Source organism: Streptomyces macrolidinus, assembly GCF_023887685.1.
In the GTDB taxonomy this organism is placed as follows: Bacteria; Actinomycetota; Actinomycetes; order Streptomycetales; family Streptomycetaceae; genus Streptomyces; species Streptomyces macrolidinus.
Genome location: NZ_JAMWMR010000035.1, coordinates 19088 through 41254 on the forward strand (window position 1 = coordinate 19088; position 22167 = coordinate 41254).

The window sequence follows — 22167 nt, forward strand, 5'->3', positions numbered from 1 at the left end:
GTGGTGATGGCGGGCCCCGAGGCGGACGAACAGTCGTGGTACACGCGAGTGTTGCGGGCTGTGCGGCCCGGCGCGCCGGGTTCAGTGTCCGCTGATCATGGCGCGGGCGTAGGTGACGCCCACTCCGTAGGCTCCCGCGTGCTGCATGACGACGTCCATGACCGGCTCGTAGGTCTCGGTGCGGCCCCAGTCACGCTGCCATTCGAGGAGTGTGGTGAGCCAGGTCGTGGGGACGACACCGCGCTGGGTCATGCGCAGGACGGCGTTGTTGTGGGCGTCCACCGAAACGCCGCCGCAGGCGTCGGTGGGGACGTACACCTGGTAGCCCTGGTCGGTCGCGGACAGCGCGGCCAGCGAGATGCAGACCTCGGTCCACAGACCGGCCAGGACGATCTTGGGCCGCCCGGTGGCCTTGACCGCGTCGACGACGCGCTGGTCCTCCCAGCAGTTCATGGTGGTGCGGTCGATGGGCTGTTTGTCGGGGAACTGCTCCGCCAGGGGCGCGAGCAGGGGGCCGGAGAAGGTCTTGGAGGCGACGGTGGTCAGCACGACCGGTACGTCGAAGACCTTGGCGGACTTGGCCAGGGCCACCGTCGCGTTGATGATCTCACCGCGGTCTGCGTTGGTGGTGCCGAAGAACATCTGCGGCTGGTGGTCCACCATCAGCACGACGCTGTCGTGCGGGCTGAGGAGCTGCGCGGCGGGGTCGGCCTTGACGGCCTGGATGTCGACCATGGTCTCTTCCACCCTTCATCTGGTGCGGGTTGTACGGTGCCGATCCGGGCTGCCGGCGGACTGCCGCTCGGTCTGCGTCCGCGGTCGGTCACAGTACGAAGCAGGAGTCGAAGATCTCGGATGCGGCGGAGCCGTTGTCGGGGGCGAATCCGCGGACGACGCGCCATTGGCGGTGTTCCTCGGACTCGGCCGCGGCGTCGACCAGGGCTCGGGCCTGGCGCAGTCCGGAGGGCGGGGTCGGGAACATGGTGTGGTGGTAGCCGCCGTAGTAGGCGACGGGGCTCCAGGACGGTTCCACGCCGGGCAGTGGCGGGGCCAGTCCTTCGAACTCCCCCGCCGCGTGGACGACACGTCCGCCGACGACGGTCAGGAGGGACTCGATGTGTGAGATGTCCTCCTCCGGGACCGTGAAGAAGTCCGCCGACAGAACCGCCAGGTCGGCGTAGTAGCCCTCCTTGAGGATGCCCTTCACATCGCTCTCACCGGTGAGTCGCGCTCCGGCGACGGTGTACATGCGCAGGGCGGTGTCCCGGTCGACGCGGTTCTCGGGAGAGGCCAGGATCCGGCCGCCGATGGAGCGGCCCCGCACCAGCCATTCCAGGGAGAGCCAGGGGTTGTAGCTGGAGACCCGGGTGGCGTCGGTGCCGGCGGCGACCGTCAGGCCCTGGTCGAGCATCTTGCGGATCGGCGGCGCGTCAGCGGCGCGGGCCGCTCCGTAGCGGTCGACGAACGCGCTGCCCTGGAACATCATCTGGTTCTGGATGGACAGGGCGCCGCCCATGGCGTCGATACGGTCAAGGGCCGCTTCGGACACGGTCTCGGCGTGGTCGAAGAACCAGGGGACGCCGCGCGGGAAGCCGCCGTCGGCCGCGATCTTGTCGAACACGTCGAGGTTGGCGTCGATGGTCTCCCCGTAGGTGGCGGGCAGGCGGAGGCCCCAGCCGTTGTCGAGGAGCAGGCGTACCGCGGCCTCCAGTTCGCTGTCGGCGCGCTCGGGCCGCAGGGGCCGCGGCTCGGTGAAGTTCTCGTAGTCGGCGGGCGACCAGGCCAGGTTCTCCCCGGCCCCGTTGAGGCGAAGCCACTCGTCGCCGTCGCCGGGCCGCACCGAACCGATCCAGCGGCGCAGGTCGTCCAGTTCCTGCCCGGCGGTCTGCGGGAAGAGGTGGTAGGCGATGCGCAGGGTCAGCAGGCCCTGTTCGGCGAGCTTCATCACCGCCCCGTAGTTCTCGGGGAAGTTCTGGAATCCGCCGCCGGCGTCGATCGCGCTGGTCAGGCCGAGCCTGTTCAGCTCGTGCAGGAAGTGCCTGGTGGAGCCGAGCTGTTCGTTCTCCGGCAGGGTGGGGCCCTTGGCGAGGGTGGCGTAGAGCAGTCCGGCCGCGGGCGCGGCGAGCAGCATGCCGGTGGGTTCACCGGAGTGGTCCCGGACGATCTGGCCGCCGGGGGGTGCGACGGAGTCCTTGGTGTATCCGACCGCTCTGAGGGCCGCGCGGTTGAGGATCGCGGACTGATACAGGTGCAGCACGAAGACGGGTGTCAGGTGCCGCGGCGTTCAGTTCCGAGACCGTGGGCAGGCGGCGCTCGGCGAACTGTTCGCCGGTCCACCCGCCCACCACTCGCACCCACTGGCCCTCGGGGGTGCGTGCGACCTGCTCGCGCAGCATCCACAGGGCGGTGCGCAGCGAGGGGACGCCGTCCCAGCGCATCTCCAGGAGGTAGTTCAGGCCACCGCGGATCACATGCAGGTGGGAGTCGTTGAGCCCGGGGACGACGCGTCGGATGAGTGCGTCGATGACGCGGGTGTCCGGACCTACGTAGGGGGCGATCCGTGCGTCGTCGCCGATGGCGACGATCCGTCCGGCGCGTACGGCCAGGGCCGCGGCGGTGGGCCGGGTGGTGTCTCCGGTATGGATACGTCCGTTGCGGATGACCAGTTCGGCCGGCTCTTGTGCGTTCGGGTCGACGGCGACGCCGTCTACGGACATGGTGTTGATCATCTGGACGCTCCATGGCGCACGGGGCTGCGGGCCCGGTCCGTACTGGCCGCCGGGCGAGGTCAGATGGTGGTGGACGGAATCCGGCGTCGGGCGACGCACTGGGGTACGCGGGCCCTGCCGTGTCAGCGTGCGGTGCCGGCCCTGTGACGCAGAGCCGGCACCGAGAAGCGAATAGGACTCTTGCCCCTGTTCGGGAGGCTAGTCGCGATCCCACGGGCGGGCATCTCGGTCGGCCCGCGCCATCGGGTGTCTCCCGGTGACGCGGGCCACGTCTCCCGGTGACGGGGACCACACCGGCTGGGCGGTGAGGGATGTCACCCGTCCACCGTTCGACGCGAACCGGGCATGGGGTGCAACCATCTTCTTGTGCAACTTTCAACCATCTTGCCCGGTCGCCTGCCGGTACCCGCGATCAGGCGGGCGCACCGCCTCGTCGGCGGGTTCCGTCACCGGCGGCCCCGTCAGTTGGCCTATGGGATCAAGGCGCTGACGGCGGCGCTGCTCGCCTGGGCCCTCGCGGGCCCGGCGGCTCCCGAAGGGCGCGCCTATGTGGCGGTCGCCACGGCCTTGCTCATGGTCAACGCGTCCACGGTGTACCGCTCGGTCACCAACGCCCTGCAGAGCATCGCGGCAAAGGTCGTCGGCCTGGTCCTCGCCTTGATGACCGTCCGGCTGCTGGGGCCGACCGCGGGTGCCATCGCGGTCATCGCTCTGCTCACGGTTCTGGCGGGTCCTCGCCGTACGTCCGACGGACGGCTGCAGGTCGCTTCCACCGCAGTCGTCGCACTGGCCGCGATGGCGGGCGATCCGATGGGCGGCCTGGTCTCGCCCGTGCTCCAGACACTGGCCGGCGCGGTCGTCGGTATCGCGGTCAACGCCCTGGTGCTGCCCCCACTACACGTGGACGACTCCGACTCCGCCGTCAGGACTCTCGCCCATGCCGTCGGGGAACTGCTGCACGACATGGGCACCGGCCTGGCCCGAGGGGAATTGCGCTCCAAAGCACCTGGGTGGCTGCACCGGGGACGCCAACTCGAGAAGCACCTGGCGTTCACCCAGGAGCAGGTGCGCCAGGCCGACGAGAGTCTGCGCTGGAACGCGCGCTGCGTCACCCATGGGTCACATGACGTGACGTACGGCGAACTGTTCAGCGCCCTGCGCGGGGTGTCGCTCCAGGTACGCGGAATCGCGCGGACCCTCGCCGACAACGCCTACGACCACCCCGACCGTCATCTGGGGCTCCAGTTCCTCGAGCGCTATGCCGAGACCCTGCAACTGGCGGGTACGGCGGTCCGGAGCCTGGTCGACGACCTGCGCACGGAGACCGACCCCGCAGACCCTCACGAGCGGCTGCGGACGGCGATCGAGGGCGCGCTGGCCTGGCACGAGACCCTGACCGACCTGATCGGCCAGGGAACCCTCACCAAGCCGGGCGCATGGCATGTCTACGGCTCACTCATGACGGACGTGGAGCGGCTGTTGGCCGACCTGGACTACGCGGGCGCGCACCGGACATGAGGTCAGCCGGAGACGACGTCGTGGATCTCGGCGATGTAACCGCCGGGGAACTGCACGACGGCGCTGTCGCGTCCGCCCGAGCGGTGGGGACCCGACAGCACGGTGGCACCGGCGGCCTTGGCCTTGCTCAGGGTCGTCGCGAGGTTCGCCACCCGGTAGCCGGTGACCTCGCGCCCGTACGGGTAGGGCAGGTGTCCGTTGGTCACCGAGACGACGGTCCTGCCGAAGGGGGAGGTGACACGGATCCGGCGGAACGTCTGTCCGGGCAGACCGATCTCGCTCGCGTCCGCCCTCGGGACGTCCGACTCGATCGTCCCGCTGGTGAACTTCAGGTAGGAGCCGAGGAACGCGCTCACCGCGTCCGGCGGCAGGTACACCCGGTTCTCCGGGGTGGTCTCCAGCGGCTTGTACACCGGTGCCGTGGTGTGCCAGTACAACTGCGTGTTGACCCCGCCGGGGAACTGGATGACCGCGTCCCGGCCCACCGGGTCGAGGAAGGGGGACACGATGACCTTGGCGCCGCTGGCGCGGGCCTGCTCGATCCCGGCGGGCATGCTTGTCACGAGCCACCCGGTGCGCTCCGCCCCGAACGGGTACGGGACGGGCGTCTGGAAGTCGAAGACCGACAGGGTGCCGACGGGCGAGAAGAGGAGCTGGGACTTGGTCCGGCTCGGGGTGGGGGTGACGTCGGTGACCGAGACGGCGGTGCTGGTGCCGCCGAAGGTGGCCTTCCACGCGGCGGCGAAGGCCGGCATGGTGCCTGGTCGGACGTATACGTGTGTCGTGTTGTACTGCGTGCCGACCGCTGTTCGGGAGCCGGTTCGGACGGCCGTCGAGGGGGCGTGCGCCACAGCCGGTGCCGTCTGCCCGGTCAGCAGGCCGGTGGTGGCGGCTATGGGCAGAAAGCAGGAGAGAACACGCTTCCTCATGGGGCTCCTCCGATTCGAGGCGGCGGCTGCCAGGAACTTCCTCGGTCCGTGCCTGGTTCCTGCCGGGCCAGTGCGGCGAGACCGGCGACTTCGGTGCGGAATCGCACACGCACAAAGAGTAATCACGTTGGTGTGACGGCGCATGCCGAGGGAGTAGCGCCACTATGCCGAGGGAGCAGCGCCACTTCGGTCACAGCGGAACGGTGAGCCGACCGCGGCAACGGGAGTGTCGGGACGAGGGGTTACCCTGTCCGTCGTACTGGACACGGGGTGCCCCAACGAGGGCTGAGATCACACCCGTTGAACCTGAACCAGTTCGTACTGGCGGAGGGATGTCTTCCATGCCTTTGGCGCATGTTTCCGGCGGGTTGCCCGCCGACGACCAGCAGACCGTCTTCAACGGACGGATGCCCGCGGCCCCCGGCGATCTCCGCGTCGAGGTGCACGGCATCGAGCCGGTCCCCGAGAGCAGTCGCTACGGCGGTCCCGGGCGCCTGTTCACCGTATGGTTCGCCCCCAATCTGACCATGACCGGCGTGTTCACCGGAACCGTCGGCATCGCCCTCGGCCTGGACTTCGCCACCGCGCTCACGGCCGTTGTGGTGGGCACCGTGCTCGGGGCGGTGCCCACCGCCTACCTGGGCACCTGGGGAAGCCGGACCGGAGCCGGGCAACTGCCCCTGGCCCGGCTCGCGTTCGGCCGGGCCGTGACGGTACCCGGCATGCTGCAGTGGCTGTCCACGGTCGCCTGGGACGCACTGATCGGACTGTTCGGCGGGGACGCGCTGGCGCGGCTGTGCGGCTGGCCGTTCTGGCTCGGCGTGCTGGTCATGATGCTGGGCCAAGGCGCCCTCGGCGTCCTGGGTTACGAGGCCATTCACCGGCTCCAGAGCGTCATGACCTTCGTGCTCGCCGCCGCGTTCGCACTGATCGCCTGGCGGCTCCTCGACGGTGTCCACCCCGCGGGCACCGGCCCCGCACACGGCGCCGACCGGGCCGGCGCGGCCATTGTGACCAGCACCGTCGCACTGAGCCTGGCGCTCTCCTGGGCCCCGTACGCCAGCGACTTCAGCCGCTACCTGCCGCGCACCACCTCACGGCCCCGCATGTTCTGGTGCACCCTGCTCGGCCTAGTGGTCTCCTTCACGGCCGTCCAGACACTCGGCCTGTGGGGTGCGTCCGTCATGACCGACCAGACGGCCGCGGGCGTGGACAAGCTGCTGGGCGGCGGGCCGCTGGGCGCGTTCGGGCTGCTCGCCGTGACGTTGGCGGCTCTGTGCAGCAACGCCATGAACGACTACAGCGGTTCCCTGGCGCTGCAGACGGTCGGGGTGCGGCTTCCCCGCCCGGTCGCCGCCGCCCTCGCCGCCGTCCTCGGCTTCCCTCTGGTGCTGTGGATACACGCCGCCGACACCACAGCCCGCTTCCAGAACGTGCTGCTGTTCGTCGGCTACTGGATCCCCGGGTTCGTGGCGATCGTCATCGTCGACTGGCTCGCACGAGCACGGGCACGAGGCGGCGCGCCGGTCGAACTCACCGCCGAAACCGCCCGGCCGCAACCCGCCCGGCCCGCACTGCTCGCGTTCGCCATCGCCTTCGCCGCGGCCGTGCCGTTCATGAACACCAGCCTGTACGAGGGTCCGGTCGCGGTCGCCCTGCACGGCGCCGACCTCTCGTACTACGTCGCCTTCCTCGTGGCCCTCGCCGTGTACGCCCCGCTGCGGCTGCGCCGAAGCCCGCGGCTCTGATCCACCGACGACCTCGCCGGGAGGTCGGTCATGGCCGGTCAGGTGGCTTCTGCTGAGTGAGCCGCTCTACAGTCGGTCCGAGCGGCAACGGGCCACTGGTAGACCGGACTTGCCGACTGGATCGACCAGAGGAAGGCGTTGGCGTGACCGTTTCCAGGGCGCCCCTGGGCCGGGCAGCCTGCGGGTGAACGTTGCCGTGCAGCGGGTGCGTCTGGCGGGTACGGAGTACCGGGTGATCCGGCCGGCCAGACCGTTGCGGAACGGGGCGCTCTACAAGGCCCGTGGCCATTACGAGATGTATGTGGAGCGGACGGACGGCAGACGCATCGGCACACTGTGGCTGCTGGCAGCGCGATCGCCGCGATCCTTGGTCTATCTGCCGATGCGTACTGCTCCGACGATCCCCGACTGAGCAGGCGAGCAGCCCCTGGACCTCGTACTGGCCCCCCGCACCTTCCTGATCTCGAGGCCGACTACAACGTTCCCGACGACCCGAAGGAGGCGAACAAGTTCCTCCTTCGCAAGGACGTATACGCCGAGACGCTGCTACTGACCGGCGGAACCGCAGCCTTCCGGGAGGGAGCAAAGGGCATATTCGCCGTCACGAAAGACGGGCCGCCCGCCGCCGCCACCGGGCTCTACCTTCCGGTCGGATGCAACTACCACGTCTGCCGAGCCATCTACGACTGGGACTCAACTCCCCATTCCCGGAACTGGGTTCAATTACATGTGGCGTTCTGCCCGCAATGGGCAAGATGACGACCTGCTGGACGATCAGCATCCGGACCAGCAGCATGTCCGCGACCAGATCACCTCCGCGGCGCGAGACCTTCTCGCCAGGGAAGCGCACCAGAACCGCGGTGCCGGGGGCTGCTGATGATCTGATCGGCGACTGCGGCGCCGGAACGTCCCACTTGCTCATCGCTCCGGGCAGGTTCCTGCTCGATGGTCCGCCGTTCTCCGGGCGACGGGCCGTCACCGTAGGGTAGGGCCTTCCCAACCTCGAACGCTCATCAGAGGATCGGTCACATGATGGCCTTCGCTCCCCCTGTCCGGCTCTGGTTGCTCCCCAATGCCCTCCTGCTCGTCGTGCTGTCGACTTGGGGCGCGCTCCGCTACCCACGCCTACCAGGGCGGATACCGAAGCACATCGGGGTCCATGGAGTGGACGCCTGGACGGACAGGTCGATCGGCAGCGCGTTCGTGTTGGTCTTCGTGTATGCGGGAGTGACGGTGTTGATGGCCGGCTGTGCGGAGCTGACGCTGCGGCTGACACCACGCGATGAGTTATCGAACGCCAACGCCGCACCGTTTGCTGCCGTACAGACAACATCGTCCCTGCTCAACAGGCCCGGCAGCCGCGTCACGGCACGCCGGATCGCACGCGCCCTGCTGCTGCTCAACATTTGCATCGGTATCTCCTTCCTCGCGGGCTGCGGTATGCTCTGGCGTTCCACGCCGGACTCGAACGTGCCCGCATGGCTCCTCGCGGCGATGCCTCTGCCAGTCCTCGTCGGCACTGCGGTGACGGTCGCTGCGGCCGTGCGCGACCGGAAGCGGTGAGCCCGTTCATTGCGGCCCAACGCGCCCTGGATTGCGGCGACTTCTGCCTGCTCTCGTAGTCCCGCACGAGCCGTCGGAACAGCATGAGGATGCCGTACGGCCGCTCCACGATCCGCCCCCGAGTCGAGGGTCGATCACGCTCAGGCGAAGCACGCCCCTCGCGTCAGGGTTTCAAGGCCACGGCGCCGAATTGGGGAACCGCGCCGGGCGCGCCCGTATCGGGGCGCCACTGCGCGCAGGACACCAGACCCGGCTCGACCAGATCCAGCCCCTCGAAGAAGGCGGCGATCTCGGCGCGGGGGCGGGCGGTGATCGGCGGTGTGGCGTTCTCGTTCCAGAACGCCATGGCCGCCACATTGCCCTCGCCACCGAGGTCGGCGTCGAAGGTGGGATGCGTCAGGGCCAGGAAGCTGCCCGAGGGGACCGCGTTCATCACACGGCGGACGATGTCACACGCGGTGTCGGTGTCCAGTACGAAGTTGAGGATGCCGAGCATCATGACCGCGACCGGCTCGTCGAAGTCCAGGGTGGCGGCGGCGCGTTCGACGATGGCGTCCACGTCGTGCACGTCCGCGTCGATGTAGTCGGTGACACCCTCGGGGGAACTGGTCAGCAGGCTACGGGCGTGGGCCAGGACGATCGGGTCGTTGTCGACGTACACGACCTTCGACGCGGGAGCGATCCGCTGCGCCGTCTCGTGGGTGTTGTCGACCGTCGGAAGCCCGGTACCGATGTCGAGGAACTGGCGCACCCCGCGTTCGGCGGCCAGGAAGCGGACCGCCCGCCCGAGGAACTCGCGGTCCGCGCGGGCCACATCGCGGATCACCGGGAACATCCCGGCCACGTGCCCGCCGACCTGCTCGTCGACCTCGTCATGCTCCTTGCCGCCCAACCAGTAGTTCCACACACGCGCGTTGTGCGCCACACCGGTGTTCACCCTTGGCGTCTCGACCGACGAGGTGCGGCTCTCACTCACGTCTGCGCTCCCGTTCGTCTCGTCGTGTGGCACCTTCACACATCCGCCGCCATTGTGCCTCGTGCCGATCACGGTGTCCCGGGAATGGGCCGATCTCGCGCCCCGCCCCGCCCCGGCCATCCCACCGCAGTCTGCAACTGCGCCCGGCGCCGAACCGACGTCGCTGTTCGTCAAACCGGGCTGGTGCGCGCTTCGATGACGCTGAAGAAGGAGTCCGGAAGCGGAGTGACGTCCGAGATGTGCAGTCCCGCACGCTGGAGCAGGGACCGGTACTGATCCAACGTGCGTTCGCGACCGCCGAGGACAACCATCATGCCCAGGTCGCTCCACCAGGCCGGATGCGGTTCGCTCGAGTCCGGCAGGAGCATTTCGCAGATGAGCAAGCGGCCGTCCGCGGGGAGTGACTCACTGCTCCGGGTCAAGATGGTGATGGCATCGTCGTCCTCCCAGTCGTGCAGGACACTGCACATGAGGTGTGCGTCGGCTCCCTCGGGGATCTCCTTGAAGAAGTCGCCCGCCGCCACCTGGCAACGGTCCCGGAGCGGGGCGAGTTTCCCTGAGAGTTCGGCCCGCTCGACGACGCTGGGCCGGTCGAAGAGGACTCCGCTGAGGTGCGGGTTGGCCGTGAGGATCGAGGTGAGCACGGCGCCCTTCCCACCGCCGATGTCGAGGACACAGTGGGTGTCGTTCCAGGCGGGGAGGGTGGCGAGGACCGAGTAGAGGCGGCTCGCCCGTTCCCGCATGCGTTCGTCGAACATGGCGCCCAACTGTTCGTTGTGATCCTTGTGGGCGAAGAATCCGGCACCGAACTCGCTCTCGAAGGCGGGTCGGCCGGTGGCGATGGTGTCGACCGCGCCGAGCCAGGCCCGGTACGACTCGACGTTGCTGAGGGTTGCCCGCATCGATACGGGTGAGTCGGTCTGCAGAAGTCGGCCCAACTCGGTGAGGGAGAACCGGCCCTCGCCTTCGTCGGTGAAGAACCCACAACTGGCGAGGGTTCGCAGGAGGCGTTCCAGCGCCCCGGGTGCCACGCCGAGCGACTGGGCAAGGTGCTCAACATCCCTTGCGGAGTCGGTGAATTCATCCGCGATCGCTAGGTGCCCTGCGACGGACAGCGCGTACGGCAGTACGGCGACGATGCTGTCGTCGGCCATGCGGAGGAAATCGCGGACCACCGGGTCGGTCGCCGTGGCTATGACGCTCTCTCTGTCGGTATTCACCTGGCGGGGCCTTCCGTTCAGTACGTCTCAGTACGTCGGATCGGTGGCGGTCGTTGTTCAGGAGTTCGCGCCTGTTGAGGAGTTGGCCTCGCCATGGCATCCGCCAGGCTCTTCGGGCACATGCCGACGGTCACCGGGCACGACGGCGGAGGCAGGCGGCTCAAGGGGAGTTCGGTCCTTCGCCGAAGGAGGTTCCGCGCCCGGTCAGCGGCGGTCATCGCCGTTCGGACGCTCCGGGCATGAGGCAGTCAGTCGGCATAACGACCATCGCGCCGTTCAAGTGGCTCCTCACCCATAGCTGAGAATTCCACCGCGATCCAGGAGGATGTTTCCTCCGACGCCATGGACAGGCAGCAAGGACCCCCTACGAGCGCGACGCGACCCTCTCCGCGCCGCCGGTCACATTGAATCGGACGATGTCGCGGACCTTCTTCTCCAGTTCGGGTTCGCTCGGGGCGGACACAAGTGCCTGACCGACAAGGCCATAAGGGCCGGTCGGCGCATCGGGTGACGAGTCGTAGTTGATTTCGTCGAACTGGAAGGCACGCTCGAAATCCTCCTGGGTCAGATGTCCGCTGTCGGGACGCCGCAGGAGGATGCATCCGTAGAAACGGTCGGGCGCTCCGTCGCGTCCCGTCTGAGTCGGCGGCTCACCGAGTGCCAGACCGATCTCGACATCGAACAGATCGACACCGTATGTCTTTTCATAGATCTGCGGGGAGAGCCCACCAGGAATTCGAATGGCGCACTCGCCGAACGTGAGGGCCGTCTCCTCCTCGAAGATCTCCAGGTGGAAGACGCAGTCGGGAGCGCCGAGGCTCCCGAGGACCTGGCGGGCGATGGTCTCGGACTGCTGGAACAGCTCGGGGTGGAGCCTTCTCTCCAGCACCCATGCGGCGAGGGTCCCGTCCTGGGCGGCGTCGACCGGCGCGTCATGGTAGCGACCCATCGCGGACCACTGGAGCTCACCGGCTCTCCAGATGCCGTCGATATAGACCTCCGGTCCGTCGACGACCGACTCGGCCACGGTCTCCACATCCGACGTCCCCGAGAAGAGCGCGAGGGCTCGTTCGTATTCCTCGGGGGAACGGATGATGCTCGTACGCAGGGCGCCGGCCCCGGCCGCCGGTTTGACGACGAAGACCTTGCCCAGATCATCGACGAGTTGCTGGTAAGAGGTGCCTCTCGCTACGTGTCGACAACGCGCCCGCCGGACCTCGGGAGGAAGTCCGCTCTTCTGGAGATACTTGTCACGGAAAGAGAGAACGGTGCGCGAATCCGTATTTCCAGGAAGGTTCAACTGCTGTCGCAGGCAGGCTGCGGTGAACACTCCCATCTCATGGACGGACAGGGCGCCGACCACGTCATCGACCCCTCGGGCGAGCACCGCACGCAGTACTTCCTGAGCATTCTCGAAATCGGTGACCCAGCAGGATTCCCGGTCGTCCGGTGCACCCCTGGGAGGCTGGACCACATAGAAAGGATTCAGACCGCGGCGTCGCAGCGCCTGGTCGAGATCGCCTCGATATCCGATGACGATCATTGTCGACATACTCGCCCCCGTATTTGATTCAGACGACCGATGGACCGGACCGGATGAACTCTTTTGCCTTGCCCGAGGATGGCACGCTGGCATCGTTGCATAGGAACCCTGGGATGTGGACACACGAAGACATGATCATTTACCCGGATGCCGTGACAAAGATCACAGCATAATGCGCGGATGTGAAATCACGGGCGACAACTCCGACCATGAATTCCACCATTACCGGCAAACACGGCAAGTGACGGCCAGGGGCGGTCGACTCCCCCCATTCGACGCGAACGGACTGCCTCTCGTCATCGGTGTCTCGGCCCGGAAAGCCCATGGCGGAGAAGGGATGAAGCCGGTGGTCAGCCCTGGATACGAGCGGCGTCCACGGAGCTACCCGGCCTTCCCCGGTCTCGCCGCTGCCCGGTGCTGCTCCAAACGTCTCGTTCGCCTCACCCCACAGGGCACCAACTTATGGATGAGCGCGCATCGTTGTCGTACTCTGTGAGCGCCTGATCACGCGACAACACGTTTCGCGGCCTTCCGATGAACTCCAGCGACCGGTTTCATCGACGCTGCGCGTGGTCGTGTTCGCCGACTGCCGCTTTCGGAGGTTCCGGTGAGGAAGTACTGCACGTACTACCCGTTGGACTTGGCCGAGTTCACCGGCAAGAAGGTCCTCATCGGCGCCGAATCCTCCGGCATCGACCCCACACATCGACGGCACGTACCGAGGACCGGTACCAGGTCGACAGATCAACGGAGTTCATGACCTGGTGCCAGGTCCCCGGCAGCAAGGCCGGGCACCTTTGCGGCCGGCAGGAGTGGCACTGGTAGCCGATCAACATCCCGTCATCGGTCCTTCAGGAGGTACTTCTATGTCGGTGCACGACATAGCGCACGTCGAGCTGTACACGAAAGACGCACCTTCCGCCGTCGACCACTTCGTCACCGGGATGGGCTTCCTCCGCGTCGCGGACGCCGTGCAGCCCGACCGGAGTTCCGTCCTGCTGCGGCAGGGCACGACACAGCTGATCGTCACCTCGGGCCGGGGAATCTCGACCTTCCTCGACCAACACGGCGACGGCATCGCCGACATCGCACTGACCTGCGACGACGCGGCGGAGACCCGCTCCGCGGCAGTGGCGGCCGGTGCCAAGCCGCTCGACGCCGAGTACGGCCACCCGGTCGTGTCCGGATTCGGCGACGTCACCCACACCCTGCTGCCGCACCACGACGACGCCGCGGAACCCGCCCTGCCCCCGGGCCGCCCTTGGGTGGCCGCGCCCGAGCCACCGGCCGAACCGCCTTCCGAACCGCCGGCCGAACCCACGGGCCGGATCCGGTTGCTCGACCATGTCGCCGTCTGCATCGAGGGCAACCGGCTGACCGAGTACGCCGACTACTACCGGGACGCCTTCGGTATGGACCGCTACTCCTCCGAGTACGTCGCCGTCGGCGGACAGGCCATGGACTCGATCGTCGTCCGCAGCGCCTCCGGAGGAGTCACCTTCACCCTCGTCGCCCCCGACCTGACGAAGAACCCCGGGCAGCTCGACGCGTTCCTCGACCGCAACAGCGGTCCCGGCGTCCAGCATCTGGCCTTCCTGGTCGACGAGATCATCCCCACGGTACGTGAATTCCGGGACCGCGGCGTGGAGTTCCTCACCACCCCCGGCACGTACTACGACATGCTCGCCGAGCGATTCGCCGGAATGCGTGGGGAGATCGCCGAGTTGCGCGCCGGACAGATCCTCGCCGACCGCGACGAGTGGGGCTACCTCCTGCAGTTGTTCAGCCGCTCGCCCTACGAGCGCAACACCCTCTTCTACGAGCTCATCCAGCGCCAGGGTTCCCGGGGGTTCGGCAGCGCCAACATCCGCGCCCTGTACGAGGCCGTGGAACGCGACCACCTGGCCGCCCGATGACCGGCGTGGACGCCCCGCGGGGCCTGCACACCCTCGCCGACTACGCGGTCCGGGCCTCGGTGGCCCTCCCCCGCGCCACCTGGGACTTCCTGGAAGGCGGCGCCGGGGAGGAGCGGACACTGGCGGCCAACACCGACGCCTTCGACCGTACGCGGCTCCTCCCGCGCGTACTCTCGGGTGTCGGCCGGCCCGACACCGCGACCCGGATCCTGGGGCGGACCTGGGCCGCGCCGCTCGCCATCGCCCCCGTCGCGTACCACACGATGGCCCACCCGTCCGGGGAGGTCGCCACCGCACGGGCCGCCGGGCGCGCCGGACTGCCGTTCGTGGTGAGCACCTTCGCCGGACGCACCTTCGAGGACATAGCCGAGGCGGCGGACGCCCCGCTCTGGCTCCAGGTGTACTGCTTCCGCGACCGCGCCGTGACACGTGAACTCGTCGAGCGTGCCGAGCGTGCCGGATTCGAGGCGCTGGTCCTCACGGTGGACGCGCCCCGGCTCGGCCGACGGCTGCGCGACCTGCGCAATGGCTTCCGGCTGCCGGAGGGCGTCACGCCCGCCAACCTCCCCGGAGACGGATTCGCCTCGCCCGCGGACCACGCGCGCACCGCCTTCGACGACACCCTCGACTGGTCGGTCATCGACTGGCTGCGCTCCATCAGCTCCCTCCCGGTGCTGGTCAAGGGGGTCCTCACCGCGGCCGATGCACACCGCGCCCTCGCGGCCGGGGCCGACGCCGTCGTCGTATCCAACCACGGTGGCCGCCAACTGGACGGAGTTCCGGCCACGTTGGACGTCCTGCCGAAGGTCGTGGCGGCGGTGGCGGGGAACTGTCCGGTTCTCCTCGACGGCGGTGTCCGACGGGGCCGTGACGTGCTCTCCGCGCTCGCGCTCGGCGCCGACGCGGTGCTCCTCGGGCGGCCCGTGCTGCACGGGTTGGCGGTGGGCCAGGAGGACGGCGTCGGGGAGGTGTTGGGCATGGTCGTCGAGGAACTGGCGGAAGCGATGACCTTCACCGGTACCGCCACCGTCGCCGAGGCGGGGCCCCACTTGGTGGCCACCCCGACGGACTCCCACCGGCCCGCACCCCACCCGACGAACCCTCACCGGCCCGCACCACCCCACCCGGCGGGCGCCACCCATACCACCCATGCCTCCCAAGCCCCCCACGCCACCCTCTCGCCGTCCGCACCCGTCGTCCGAAGCGGATCCGGCGACGTCGCCCTGAGCAAGGAGGAGTTGCACGGCAGCGTCCGTGACCCGGTGCTGGACACCATGACCTTCCTCAACGACATCACGCACCGCTACCCCGACGCGATCTCCTTCGCGCCCGGCCGCCCCTACGACGGATTCTTCGAGGCCGAGCATGTCTTCGCGTACCTGCGCCGCTATCTGGACCATCTGGAGGCGGGCGGAGCGTCGCCCGAGCAGATCCGCTCCGCGCTCTTCCAGTACGGCCCCACCAGCGGCCAGATCCGCGAACTGATCGCCGACTCGCTGCGCAAGGACGAGGGCATCGACGTGGCGCCCGAGTCGATCGTGGTCACCGTGGGCTGTCAGGAGGCGATGCTCCTGGCGGTGCGGGCGCTGATGTCGGGGCCCGAGGACGCCCTGCTGGCCTCCAGCCCCTGCTACGTCGGTATCACCGGCGCGGCTCGGCTGCTGGACGTCGAGGTGACTCCGGTCGAGGAGGGCCGCGACGGCTTCGACTGCGCAACCCTGGAGGCGACGCTCCTCGCCGAGCGGGCGCGCGGCCGACGCCCGCGCGCCTTCTACGTGGTCCCCGACCACTCCAACCCCTCCGGCACCACCATGCCGCTGAGCGCCCGTCGGGAACTGCTGGACCTGGCAGACTGCCACGACCTGCTGATCCTGGAGGACACGCCGTACCGGATGGTCAGCCCCGGAACGCAGCTACCGACCCTGAAGTCCCTGGACCGGCACCGCCGGGTCGTGCACCTGGGCTCCTACTCCAAGACGCTCTTCCCCGGCGCACGCGTGGGCTTCGTGATCGCGGACCAGACCGTCACGGACGCCCAGGGGCGCACCGGGCTGCTGGCGGACGAACTCACGAAGATCAAGAGCATGGTGACCGTGAACACGTCGCCGGTGAGCCAGGCGGTCGTCGCCGGCATGCTCCTCACCGCCAACGGCCGGACCTCACGCTTCAACACCCGGACCGCGGCCCACTACGGCGAGGCCATGCGGGTGACCCTGGAGGCACTCGACCGCTGTTTCCCGGAGAGCGACCGAGCCGCGCTGGGCATCCGTTGGAACGAGCCGAGCGGCGGCTTCTTCCTCTCCGTCGACGTCCCGTTCCGCGCCGACGATTCCGCGCTGATCCGTTCGGCCGAGGAATTCGGGGTCATCTGGACACCCATGTCGTACTTCTATCCGCAGGGCGGTGGCGACTTCGGCCTGCGGCTCTCGGTCAGCTACCTGACGCGCCAGAAGATCACGGACGGCATCGAACGGCTGGCGCGCTTCGTCAAGGCCCAGACGGGATAGCCCGGAATCTCGCTGCCCGCCGAGCCCGCTCCACCGCTCGGCGGGCACCCCGGACGTCAGCCGGGTTCCATCTGCCACGTGTGGGCGAGGGCTTCGGTGGGGTCCCGCCCGTAGCGCAGGAGTACGTCGGCCGCGTCACCGAGGAGGCGGAGACTCAGGGCGGGGAACCAGCCGCTGCGCAAGCTCACGCCCGCGTCCGCGGCTCGCCAGAACCAGGTGAGCGACTCCTCCGTCCTGCCTGCGACGGCCAATTGACCGGCGGCTACCTGCAGCACGTCGGTGTCACCCTTGACGGCCGCTCGTTCGTACCACGGAAGCGCGTCGCCCAGACGACCTGCCATCACGAGCCGGTCGGCCGCCCACCGCAGCGTCGCATGACCGCCAGTGCCATGTCGTCAAGGGTCGGTGCACCGGCCGCCACGTGTGCCCCGTAGATCAGGTTCTTCAGGGTACGCAGTGGGCCTGGTGCCACCGAGGGCCGTGCGATGAGCCGCTTGCCACTGCTCCCGGTTCTCGCGGCCTTCTCCTGACCGCGTCCCGCCCGCGCGCCGTCGCGTTTCATCGCAGCGTCCTGTCCCGGAGCAGATACGGCATGCCTCTGAACTGGGCGGTCTGTAACCAGGATGCGGGCGTCATCGCACTTCAGCGTAGGGCACTCACGGCTCCTGAACATGGAGATCGGAAGGCCGGCCCTCCGCCCGATCTCCTACGACGTCAGGACATCACCATGTCGCACAACCACCGCCCGCAGCACCGACGTTCACAGCTCAGCGAAGTGCGCAAGCTGACGTTTGCGCGTAGTCGACTGCGTCGCCACCAAGTTGTCCGCGTCCACGGACGCCTCTGTGGCTGCTCGGCCGCGACCGGTGACCATGGAGGGGCTACCCGCGTGCCCGCCGGGGTTCGGCCTGGCATGACCAGGCAGCGGCGCAGCGTCGAAGGCCAAGCCACAAGGGACAGACGATCACGCGAGTCGCTCCCCGAAGCGAAGTAACGATGATGCTACATATCATCATATGCGCACATTGTGTGAAGGTTTCACCAAAGTAAGGTGTCTGGTCGCTACTGTCGCAGTAGGCATCCTCATGGGGATGGTCACCAGTTCGGGATCCGCTGCTGCGGCGGACGGCCCGTCCGGCAATGGTGTTCCGCGTCCTAAGATCATCGGCGGCGGGTACGTCACACCCGGAGACTTCCCCGCCACAACCGCGATCCAGAGCACCGGTGCCTCCGGATCGGAGTCGTGCAGCGGAACCCTGATCGGCCGTCACTGGGTTGTGACGGCAGCCCACTGCGTCTTCCCGATCGCGGAACGTACCACGACCGTTCACGTCGGATCCGTGGACCGGACCGGGGGCGAGGTCGCGAAGGCGGTTGCCGTGTACCGGCATCCCGACTACAACGGCGGCGGCGCGGCAGCGCCCTTCGACGTCGGGCTGCTCAGGCTCGACCATGATGTGGCCACCCCACCGGCCTTCCTCGGCCCAGGGTCCAGCCTGTTCGTAGTGCCATCCCGGTCCTCATCGCCGGTTGGGGACGCACATGCAACGACCCCTCGCCTGTGTGCGAACCACCCATCCGGCTCAAGGCCCTGTCCACAAGCGTCCTACCGCCGGAGACCTGCAATCGGCCTCCAGGTGACTTTCGACCCGACATCGAGCTGTGCACGGCCAGCGCTACGTTTGGTTCGCCCTGCCAGGGAGATTCGGGCGGCCCGGTCTGGAACCGCTACCTGGGCGGCCCATGGGTCCTGATCGGAGCCGTCAGCCGCGGCAGCGCACCAGCCTGCGGCTTCACCGACACGATCGCCACCGATCTCACCGCTCCTCCGATCAGCGACTGGATCAGAGGCGTTCTCCAAGGGCCCGGCGGGTGAAGGAACGGCCGAGCTTGGCCTGTCGGGTCCTCGCCGTCGCCGCTGAGCAAGCGGGGACGGCGTCCCGCCCAGTCAGCCGGTCTGCGCACACGGACAGCCTCAGCCACCGCGCCTCCAGCGGCCGGCTCAGGGCCAGGACCCCAGCGCGTGGACTGTCAGGAAGACGCAGAGCGTCAACTGCACCGACCCGATGACTCGGTGCCCGATCCGCAGCAGCACGACGGCAGATACGCCGACCGTCAGGGCCAGAGCGCCGAAGCCCAGCGCTGGCGCCCAGTCCTGAGGTGGCACGCCGGCCGCTGTCTGTCCGGAGTTGGCGTCCATCCGGCCCAGCCCTCGGACGGCGAGCACGATGACGACCAACAGCGCGGCGGCCACGTCCGCTGTCAGTACGAGAAGCAGGAGACAACCTCCGGTGAGGGCACCCTGTGCGCCGGAGGGCTGCTTGTCGGTGAGTTCGGGCATGGCCCAACGATCACCCGGAATCCGTCCTTCCGGACGGTCCGTGGCAGTTTCGCAACCCAGGCGTGGTCCGCTCCGGGCCTTGCAACGCCGAGCAGAGTCGTATCTCGGCTCTCAATGCGTTGAACGATCCCCCGTTGACTGAGTTCTCTGCAGGGTTTCAGCAGCCGCAGGAGTAGTACAGGGCGTCCCAGTGGGTGCCCTCGTCCGCGTAGATGTTGCCTGACGCCGCCTGCCACTGGGGGTAGCCGTCGCCGCGCAGCCCGATGTAAGTGAAGGCGTTGTGGACGTAGTTGGTCAGGCAGGTGTTCTTGCCGTAGTCGAGCTTGTAGCCGTTCCAGTGGGAGTACGTGCCACTCGCGTGTCCGGTCTCGGTGCCGCCGGTGATGTTGATGGCGCAGCCGCTGGCCTGCTTGAGGGTGACCGCTCCCTGAGCGGTGGCCTGGTTGAGTCCGTCGAAGGACGTGCACGTCGAGCCGTTGCGGTCGGAGCAGCCGCCGGACGAGGACCAAGTGATGCCCGCCGCGCGGAACATGGCGGTGGCCTGGGCGTGGGTGAGCTTGGTGGCGGCAAAGGCGTCCGTGGCGGCCATCACACCGACGCCGGGGGCGAAGAGTGCGGTGGCGACGAGGGCGAGCGTGCTCAGTACAGCCCGAACACGAAGTCGCATGAATTTCCTCCTGCTTGACTCACGGTATGGGCGGTGGTGCAGCAGGAGTATGCATGAGCGCTACTCACTCGCCAAGCATCTTGCGCTGAACTCCCCTTGAACGACGGGGACTTCCACGTCGTTCACAGGTCTACGCCGACTTCGCCCACCCATTGCGACTGTCGGAGACCGGGTGTGCGTGCGGCCGACGCGGAGAACGGCAGCCAAACACCACGTATCGAGCGGATCTACCCCATCGAACGGGAGAGAAGAACGGCGCGTATGGATACGTCCGACTTCGTTGCACGAAACGGTATTTCGTGACCTGTTCCAGAGGTGGTTACGGTCGGATCCATGGAATGGAATCTTCTGACGGCTGAGGAACTCGCGGCTGCCTTGCGCGCCGGTGAAGTGTCCTCGGCGGAACTGACCGACGAGGCGATCGCCCGTATCGAGCGGGACGACAAGGCGATCAACGCGATCTGTGTGCCGGACTTCGACCGGGCGCGGGCCGCCGCGCGCGATGCCGACCAGGCGCGCGCCCGCGGTGAGGACCGGCCGCTGCTCGGCATTCCGGTGACGGTCAAGGAGTCCTACAACGTCTCCGGGCTGCCCACGACTTGGGGCATGCCGGCACACCGGACCTACGTACCGGCCGAGGACGCGGTGCAGGTGTCGCGACTCAAGGCCGCGGGCGCGGTGGTGCTCGGCAAGACCAACGTGCCTATGGGGCTACAGGACATACAGAGCTTCAACGAGCTCTACGGCACCACCAACAACCCATGGGATCACGGTCGTACGTCGGGGGGATCCTCCGGCGGCTCGGCGGCGGCCCTGGCGTCCGGATTCGGAGCGCTCTCCATCGGCTCCGACCTCGCCGGTTCGCTGCGCACTCCCGCGCATTTCTGCGGTGTCTACGCACACAAGCCGACACTCGGGCTGGCGGCAGCCCGCGGTATGGTCCCGCCGCTTGCGCCGGTCTTGCCTGTCGACCTCGACCTCGCCGTTGTCGGGCCGATGGCGCGCTCCGCCCGCGACCTCACGCTCCTGCTCGACGTCATGGCCGGACCGGACCCGCTGACGCTCGGCGTGGCGCACGATGTGGCGCTGCCGCCCGCGCGCCACGAACGGCTGTGCGACTTCCGAGTCCTGGTCCTCGACCAGCATCCGCTCATTCCGACCGGGTCCGCCGTGCGGGCGGGCGTGCAGCGGGTGGCCGACGCGCTCGTCGACGGCGGCGCCCGCGTCGAACGACACAGTCCCCTGCTGCCCGACCTGACCGAAGCCGCCGTGATCTACACGCAGTTGCTGTTCTCGAGCTCCGTCGCGCACTTCCCCGTCGAAGCGTACGAGCAGTTGCGGGCCCGCGCCGCTCTGCTGAGCGCGGACGACCGAAGTCTCGACGCGGCGCGGCTGCGCGCCATGGTGTTCAGCCACCGCGACTGGATCGAGGCGAACCACCGTCGTGAACTCCACCGCCACGGCTGGCGGCAGTTCTTCGCCGAGTTCGACGCCGTGGTGTGCCCCGTCACGCCCACTCCCGCGTTCCCGCACGACCACAACCCCGATCCGAGGGAACGCCGGATCGACATCGACGGGGTCGAGTACCCGTACTTCGACCAGCTCGTCTGGGCCGGTGTGCCCACTATGCCGGGCCTGCCCGCCACCGCCGTACCAGCGGGCCGGTCCCCCGAGGGTCTGCCGGTGGGAGTACAACTCATCGGCCCGATGTACGAGGACCGCACCCCGCTGCAACTGGCCGAACTGCTCGAACGGAAGATCGGCGGCTTCGTCGGTGCGCCCTCGGACGGTGCGCCGGGATCGGCCGTGTAGATCACGACCCGCTGGTCTCCTCGGCAGTCAGTGAGGTGGGGAGAGCAGCACGTCGAGTTCGGGGAAGGCGAGCGGCCTGGGTCCGGAGCACGTTGCGGGAGACCGAAGACTTCCCCGGCTCGCCCGCCACGTCCGCCCAGGGGATCGGCGGCCCGGCGGAACCGGCCGGATCGCGCCCGGCGATGACGACACGGACACGGTCCCCGACGCGGGACACCTGGGCGGCGGGCGCGTAACAGCCGTCCCCCGCGTCCGCGTCCGCGCGGTCGAGGGCCGCCCGCACCACGTCGGCGGCGGCCGGGTCGGCGACGTACCCGGTCGGCATCCGGGCGAGGGCCCGGACGAACAGAACCAGGGCGATGAAGAAGCCAAGGAGAATCAGCCAGGAGTTGCGGTCCGGCCGCGTGGCTGGAGAGACTCACCCGTACTCCCGCGCGACGAACGCGGCGGCCTGCCAAGGGCGTTGCAGCGCGCGGTACAGCCGGGACTTCTCCGTGCAGGGCAGGTACGTGTACGCCGGAACCTCTCGATGCGGCATGCGCGACACCGGCTCCGCCTCGGTGCCGGAAGTTCTCGCGCCGTTGCGGGCGTTGTCGAAGGACACGGTCCATGGCACGCCAACCGCACGCGATGCTCCGCGAGTTGAGCGCGCGCGTGGCTCGTGGGCTGAGAGAGTCGCCCGCAGAGGATCACGTCGG

18 protein-coding genes, 3 pseudogenes and 1 riboswitch are annotated in these 22167 nt (G+C 68.5%); of the genes and pseudogenes, 10 read left to right on the forward strand and 11 right to left on the reverse strand.

The annotated features are described in order from the left end of the window. Positions 1–81: 81 nt before the first annotated feature. A complete protein-coding gene (locus tag NGF19_RS27040) occupies positions 82–735 on the reverse strand; it encodes a hydrolase (protein ID WP_252428183.1) in 654 nt (217 codons plus the stop codon). Between the two features lie 88 nt (positions 736–823). After that, positions 824–2717 (reverse strand): annotated as a pseudogene (locus NGF19_RS27045) (amidohydrolase). A gap of 396 nt (positions 2718–3113) precedes the next feature. Between NGF19_RS27045 and NGF19_RS27050 the strand changes: the two are divergent. Further along, complete coding sequence (locus tag NGF19_RS27050; protein ID WP_252428184.1) at positions 3114–4247, forward strand: FUSC family protein; 1134 nt, start codon at positions 3114–3116, stop codon at positions 4245–4247. A gap of 2 nt (positions 4248–4249) precedes the next feature. On the opposite strand, the gene NGF19_RS27055 is transcribed toward NGF19_RS27050, so the two are convergent. Next, a complete protein-coding gene (locus NGF19_RS27055) occupies positions 4250–5176 on the reverse strand; it encodes a glyoxalase (RefSeq protein ID WP_252428185.1) in 927 nt (308 codons plus the stop codon). A 256-nt stretch (positions 5177–5432) separates the two neighbouring features. Continuing rightward, positions 5433–5526, forward strand: a riboswitch (TPP riboswitch). Here NGF19_RS27055 and NGF19_RS27060 point away from each other — a divergent pair. From NGF19_RS27060 to NGF19_RS27070, 3 genes are all read left to right on the forward strand, one after another. Then, complete coding sequence (locus NGF19_RS27060; RefSeq protein WP_252428186.1) at positions 5518–6924, forward strand: purine-cytosine permease family protein; 1407 nt, start codon at positions 5518–5520, stop codon at positions 6922–6924. Its footprint overlaps the riboswitch before it by 9 nt. Before the next feature lie 184 nt (positions 6925–7108). Continuing rightward, a complete protein-coding gene (locus NGF19_RS27065) occupies positions 7109–7336 on the forward strand; it encodes a hypothetical protein (protein ID WP_252428187.1) in 228 nt (75 codons plus the stop codon). A 620-nt stretch (positions 7337–7956) separates the two neighbouring features. Then, positions 7957–8487 (forward strand): DUF1648 domain-containing protein, encoded by a 531-nt coding sequence (locus NGF19_RS27070; protein ID WP_252428212.1) that lies wholly within the window; start codon positions 7957–7959, stop codon positions 8485–8487. 163 nt (positions 8488–8650) lie between these two features. Here the strand turns inward: NGF19_RS27070 and NGF19_RS27075 are convergent, their stop codons facing one another. From NGF19_RS27075 to NGF19_RS27085, 3 genes are all read right to left on the reverse strand, one after another. Beyond that, on the reverse strand, positions 8651–9463 hold the full coding sequence (locus NGF19_RS27075) for an SAM-dependent methyltransferase (protein ID WP_252428188.1): 813 nt from the start codon (positions 9461–9463) through the stop codon (positions 8651–8653). A 170-nt stretch (positions 9464–9633) separates the two neighbouring features. Beyond that, positions 9634–10683, reverse strand: a complete 1050-nt coding sequence (locus tag NGF19_RS27080) for a methyltransferase (protein ID WP_252428189.1) — start codon at positions 10681–10683, stop codon at positions 9634–9636. A 364-nt stretch (positions 10684–11047) separates the two neighbouring features. Then, entirely contained in the window at positions 11048–12226 is a 1179-nt protein-coding gene (locus NGF19_RS27085; RefSeq protein ID WP_308288562.1) for an ATP-grasp domain-containing protein, read from the reverse strand. Positions 12227–12500: 274 nt separating this feature from the next. On the opposite strand from NGF19_RS27085, the pseudogene NGF19_RS27090 reads away from it, so the two are divergent. The 3 genes and pseudogenes from NGF19_RS27090 to NGF19_RS27100 all read left to right on the forward strand — a co-directional run. Continuing rightward, a pseudogene (locus NGF19_RS27090) lies at positions 12501–12722 on the forward strand (hypothetical protein); the annotation flags it as partial. A 370-nt stretch (positions 12723–13092) separates the two neighbouring features. Beyond that, entirely contained in the window at positions 13093–14142 is a 1050-nt protein-coding gene (gene hppD / locus NGF19_RS27095; RefSeq protein WP_252428191.1) for a 4-hydroxyphenylpyruvate dioxygenase, read from the forward strand. Continuing rightward, a complete protein-coding gene (locus NGF19_RS27100; protein ID WP_252428192.1) occupies positions 14139–16649 on the forward strand; it encodes an aminotransferase class I/II-fold pyridoxal phosphate-dependent enzyme in 2511 nt (836 codons plus the stop codon). Before hppD ends, NGF19_RS27100 begins: the two co-directional genes overlap by 4 nt. Positions 16650–16705: 56 nt before the next feature. On the opposite strand, the gene NGF19_RS27105 is transcribed toward NGF19_RS27100, so the two are convergent. After that, positions 16706–16990 (reverse strand): hypothetical protein, encoded by a 285-nt coding sequence (locus NGF19_RS27105; RefSeq protein WP_252428193.1) that lies wholly within the window; start codon positions 16988–16990, stop codon positions 16706–16708. A 750-nt stretch (positions 16991–17740) separates the two neighbouring features. Here NGF19_RS27105 and NGF19_RS31205 point away from each other — a divergent pair. Both NGF19_RS31205 and NGF19_RS31210 read left to right on the forward strand, forming a co-directional pair. Next, a pseudogene (locus tag NGF19_RS31205) lies at positions 17741–18100 on the forward strand (S1 family peptidase); the annotation flags it as partial. 59 nt (positions 18101–18159) lie between these two features. Beyond that, a complete protein-coding gene (locus tag NGF19_RS31210) occupies positions 18160–18525 on the forward strand; it encodes a trypsin-like serine protease (RefSeq protein WP_372505918.1) in 366 nt (121 codons plus the stop codon). 126 nt (positions 18526–18651) lie between these two features. Here the strand turns inward: NGF19_RS31210 and NGF19_RS27110 are convergent, their stop codons facing one another. Next, the gene (locus NGF19_RS27110; RefSeq protein ID WP_252428194.1) at positions 18652–18990 is read right to left on the reverse strand and encodes an inner-membrane translocator; all 339 of its coding nucleotides are present in this window, start codon (positions 18988–18990) and stop codon (positions 18652–18654) included. Between the two features lie 157 nt (positions 18991–19147). Further along, positions 19148–19657, reverse strand: a complete 510-nt coding sequence (locus NGF19_RS27115; protein WP_252428195.1) for a hypothetical protein — start codon at positions 19655–19657, stop codon at positions 19148–19150. Between the two features lie 333 nt (positions 19658–19990). Here NGF19_RS27115 and NGF19_RS27120 point away from each other — a divergent pair, with 333 nt between their 5' ends. Continuing rightward, positions 19991–21469, forward strand: coding sequence for an amidase (locus NGF19_RS27120; protein ID WP_252428196.1), 1479 nt, complete (start codon positions 19991–19993; stop codon positions 21467–21469). Position 21470: 1 nt separating this feature from the next. Here NGF19_RS27120 and NGF19_RS27125 read toward each other — a convergent pair whose 3' ends face one another. Both NGF19_RS27125 and NGF19_RS27130 read right to left on the reverse strand, forming a co-directional pair. Beyond that, a complete protein-coding gene (locus tag NGF19_RS27125) occupies positions 21471–21794 on the reverse strand; it encodes a hypothetical protein (RefSeq protein WP_252428197.1) in 324 nt (107 codons plus the stop codon). Positions 21795–21887: 93 nt separating this feature from the next. After that, on the reverse strand, positions 21888–22085 hold the full coding sequence (locus tag NGF19_RS27130) for a hypothetical protein (RefSeq protein ID WP_252428198.1): 198 nt from the start codon (positions 22083–22085) through the stop codon (positions 21888–21890). Positions 22086–22167 lie beyond the last annotated feature (82 nt).

Coding starts and splice junctions, on each gene's coding strand:
- NGF19_RS27040 (WP_252428183.1), bottom strand. CDS start 735: ATGGTCGACATCCAGGCCGTCAAGGCCGACCCCGCCGCGCAGCTCCTC.
- NGF19_RS27055 (WP_252428185.1), bottom strand. CDS start 5,176: ATGAGGAAGCGTGTTCTCTCCTGCTTTCTGCCCATAGCCGCCACCACC.
- NGF19_RS27060 (WP_252428186.1), top strand. CDS start 5,518: ATGCCTTTGGCGCATGTTTCCGGCGGGTTGCCCGCCGACGACCAGCAG.
- NGF19_RS27070 (WP_252428212.1), top strand. CDS start 7,957: ATGGCCTTCGCTCCCCCTGTCCGGCTCTGGTTGCTCCCCAATGCCCTC.
- NGF19_RS27085 (WP_308288562.1), bottom strand. CDS start 12,226: ATGATCGTCATCGGATATCGAGGCGATCTCGACCAGGCGCTGCGACGC.
- hppD (WP_252428191.1), top strand. CDS start 13,093: ATGTCGGTGCACGACATAGCGCACGTCGAGCTGTACACGAAAGACGCA.
- NGF19_RS27100 (WP_252428192.1), top strand. CDS start 14,139: ATGACCGGCGTGGACGCCCCGCGGGGCCTGCACACCCTCGCCGACTAC.
- NGF19_RS27105 (WP_252428193.1), bottom strand. CDS start 16,990: ATGGCAGGTCGTCTGGGCGACGCGCTTCCGTGGTACGAACGAGCGGCC.
- NGF19_RS27110 (WP_252428194.1), bottom strand. CDS start 18,990: ATGCCCGAACTCACCGACAAGCAGCCCTCCGGCGCACAGGGTGCCCTC.
- NGF19_RS27115 (WP_252428195.1), bottom strand. CDS start 19,657: ATGCGACTTCGTGTTCGGGCTGTACTGAGCACGCTCGCCCTCGTCGCC.
- NGF19_RS27120 (WP_252428196.1), top strand. CDS start 19,991: ATGGAATGGAATCTTCTGACGGCTGAGGAACTCGCGGCTGCCTTGCGC.
- NGF19_RS27125 (WP_252428197.1), bottom strand. CDS start 21,794: ATGCCGACCGGGTACGTCGCCGACCCGGCCGCCGCCGACGTGGTGCGG.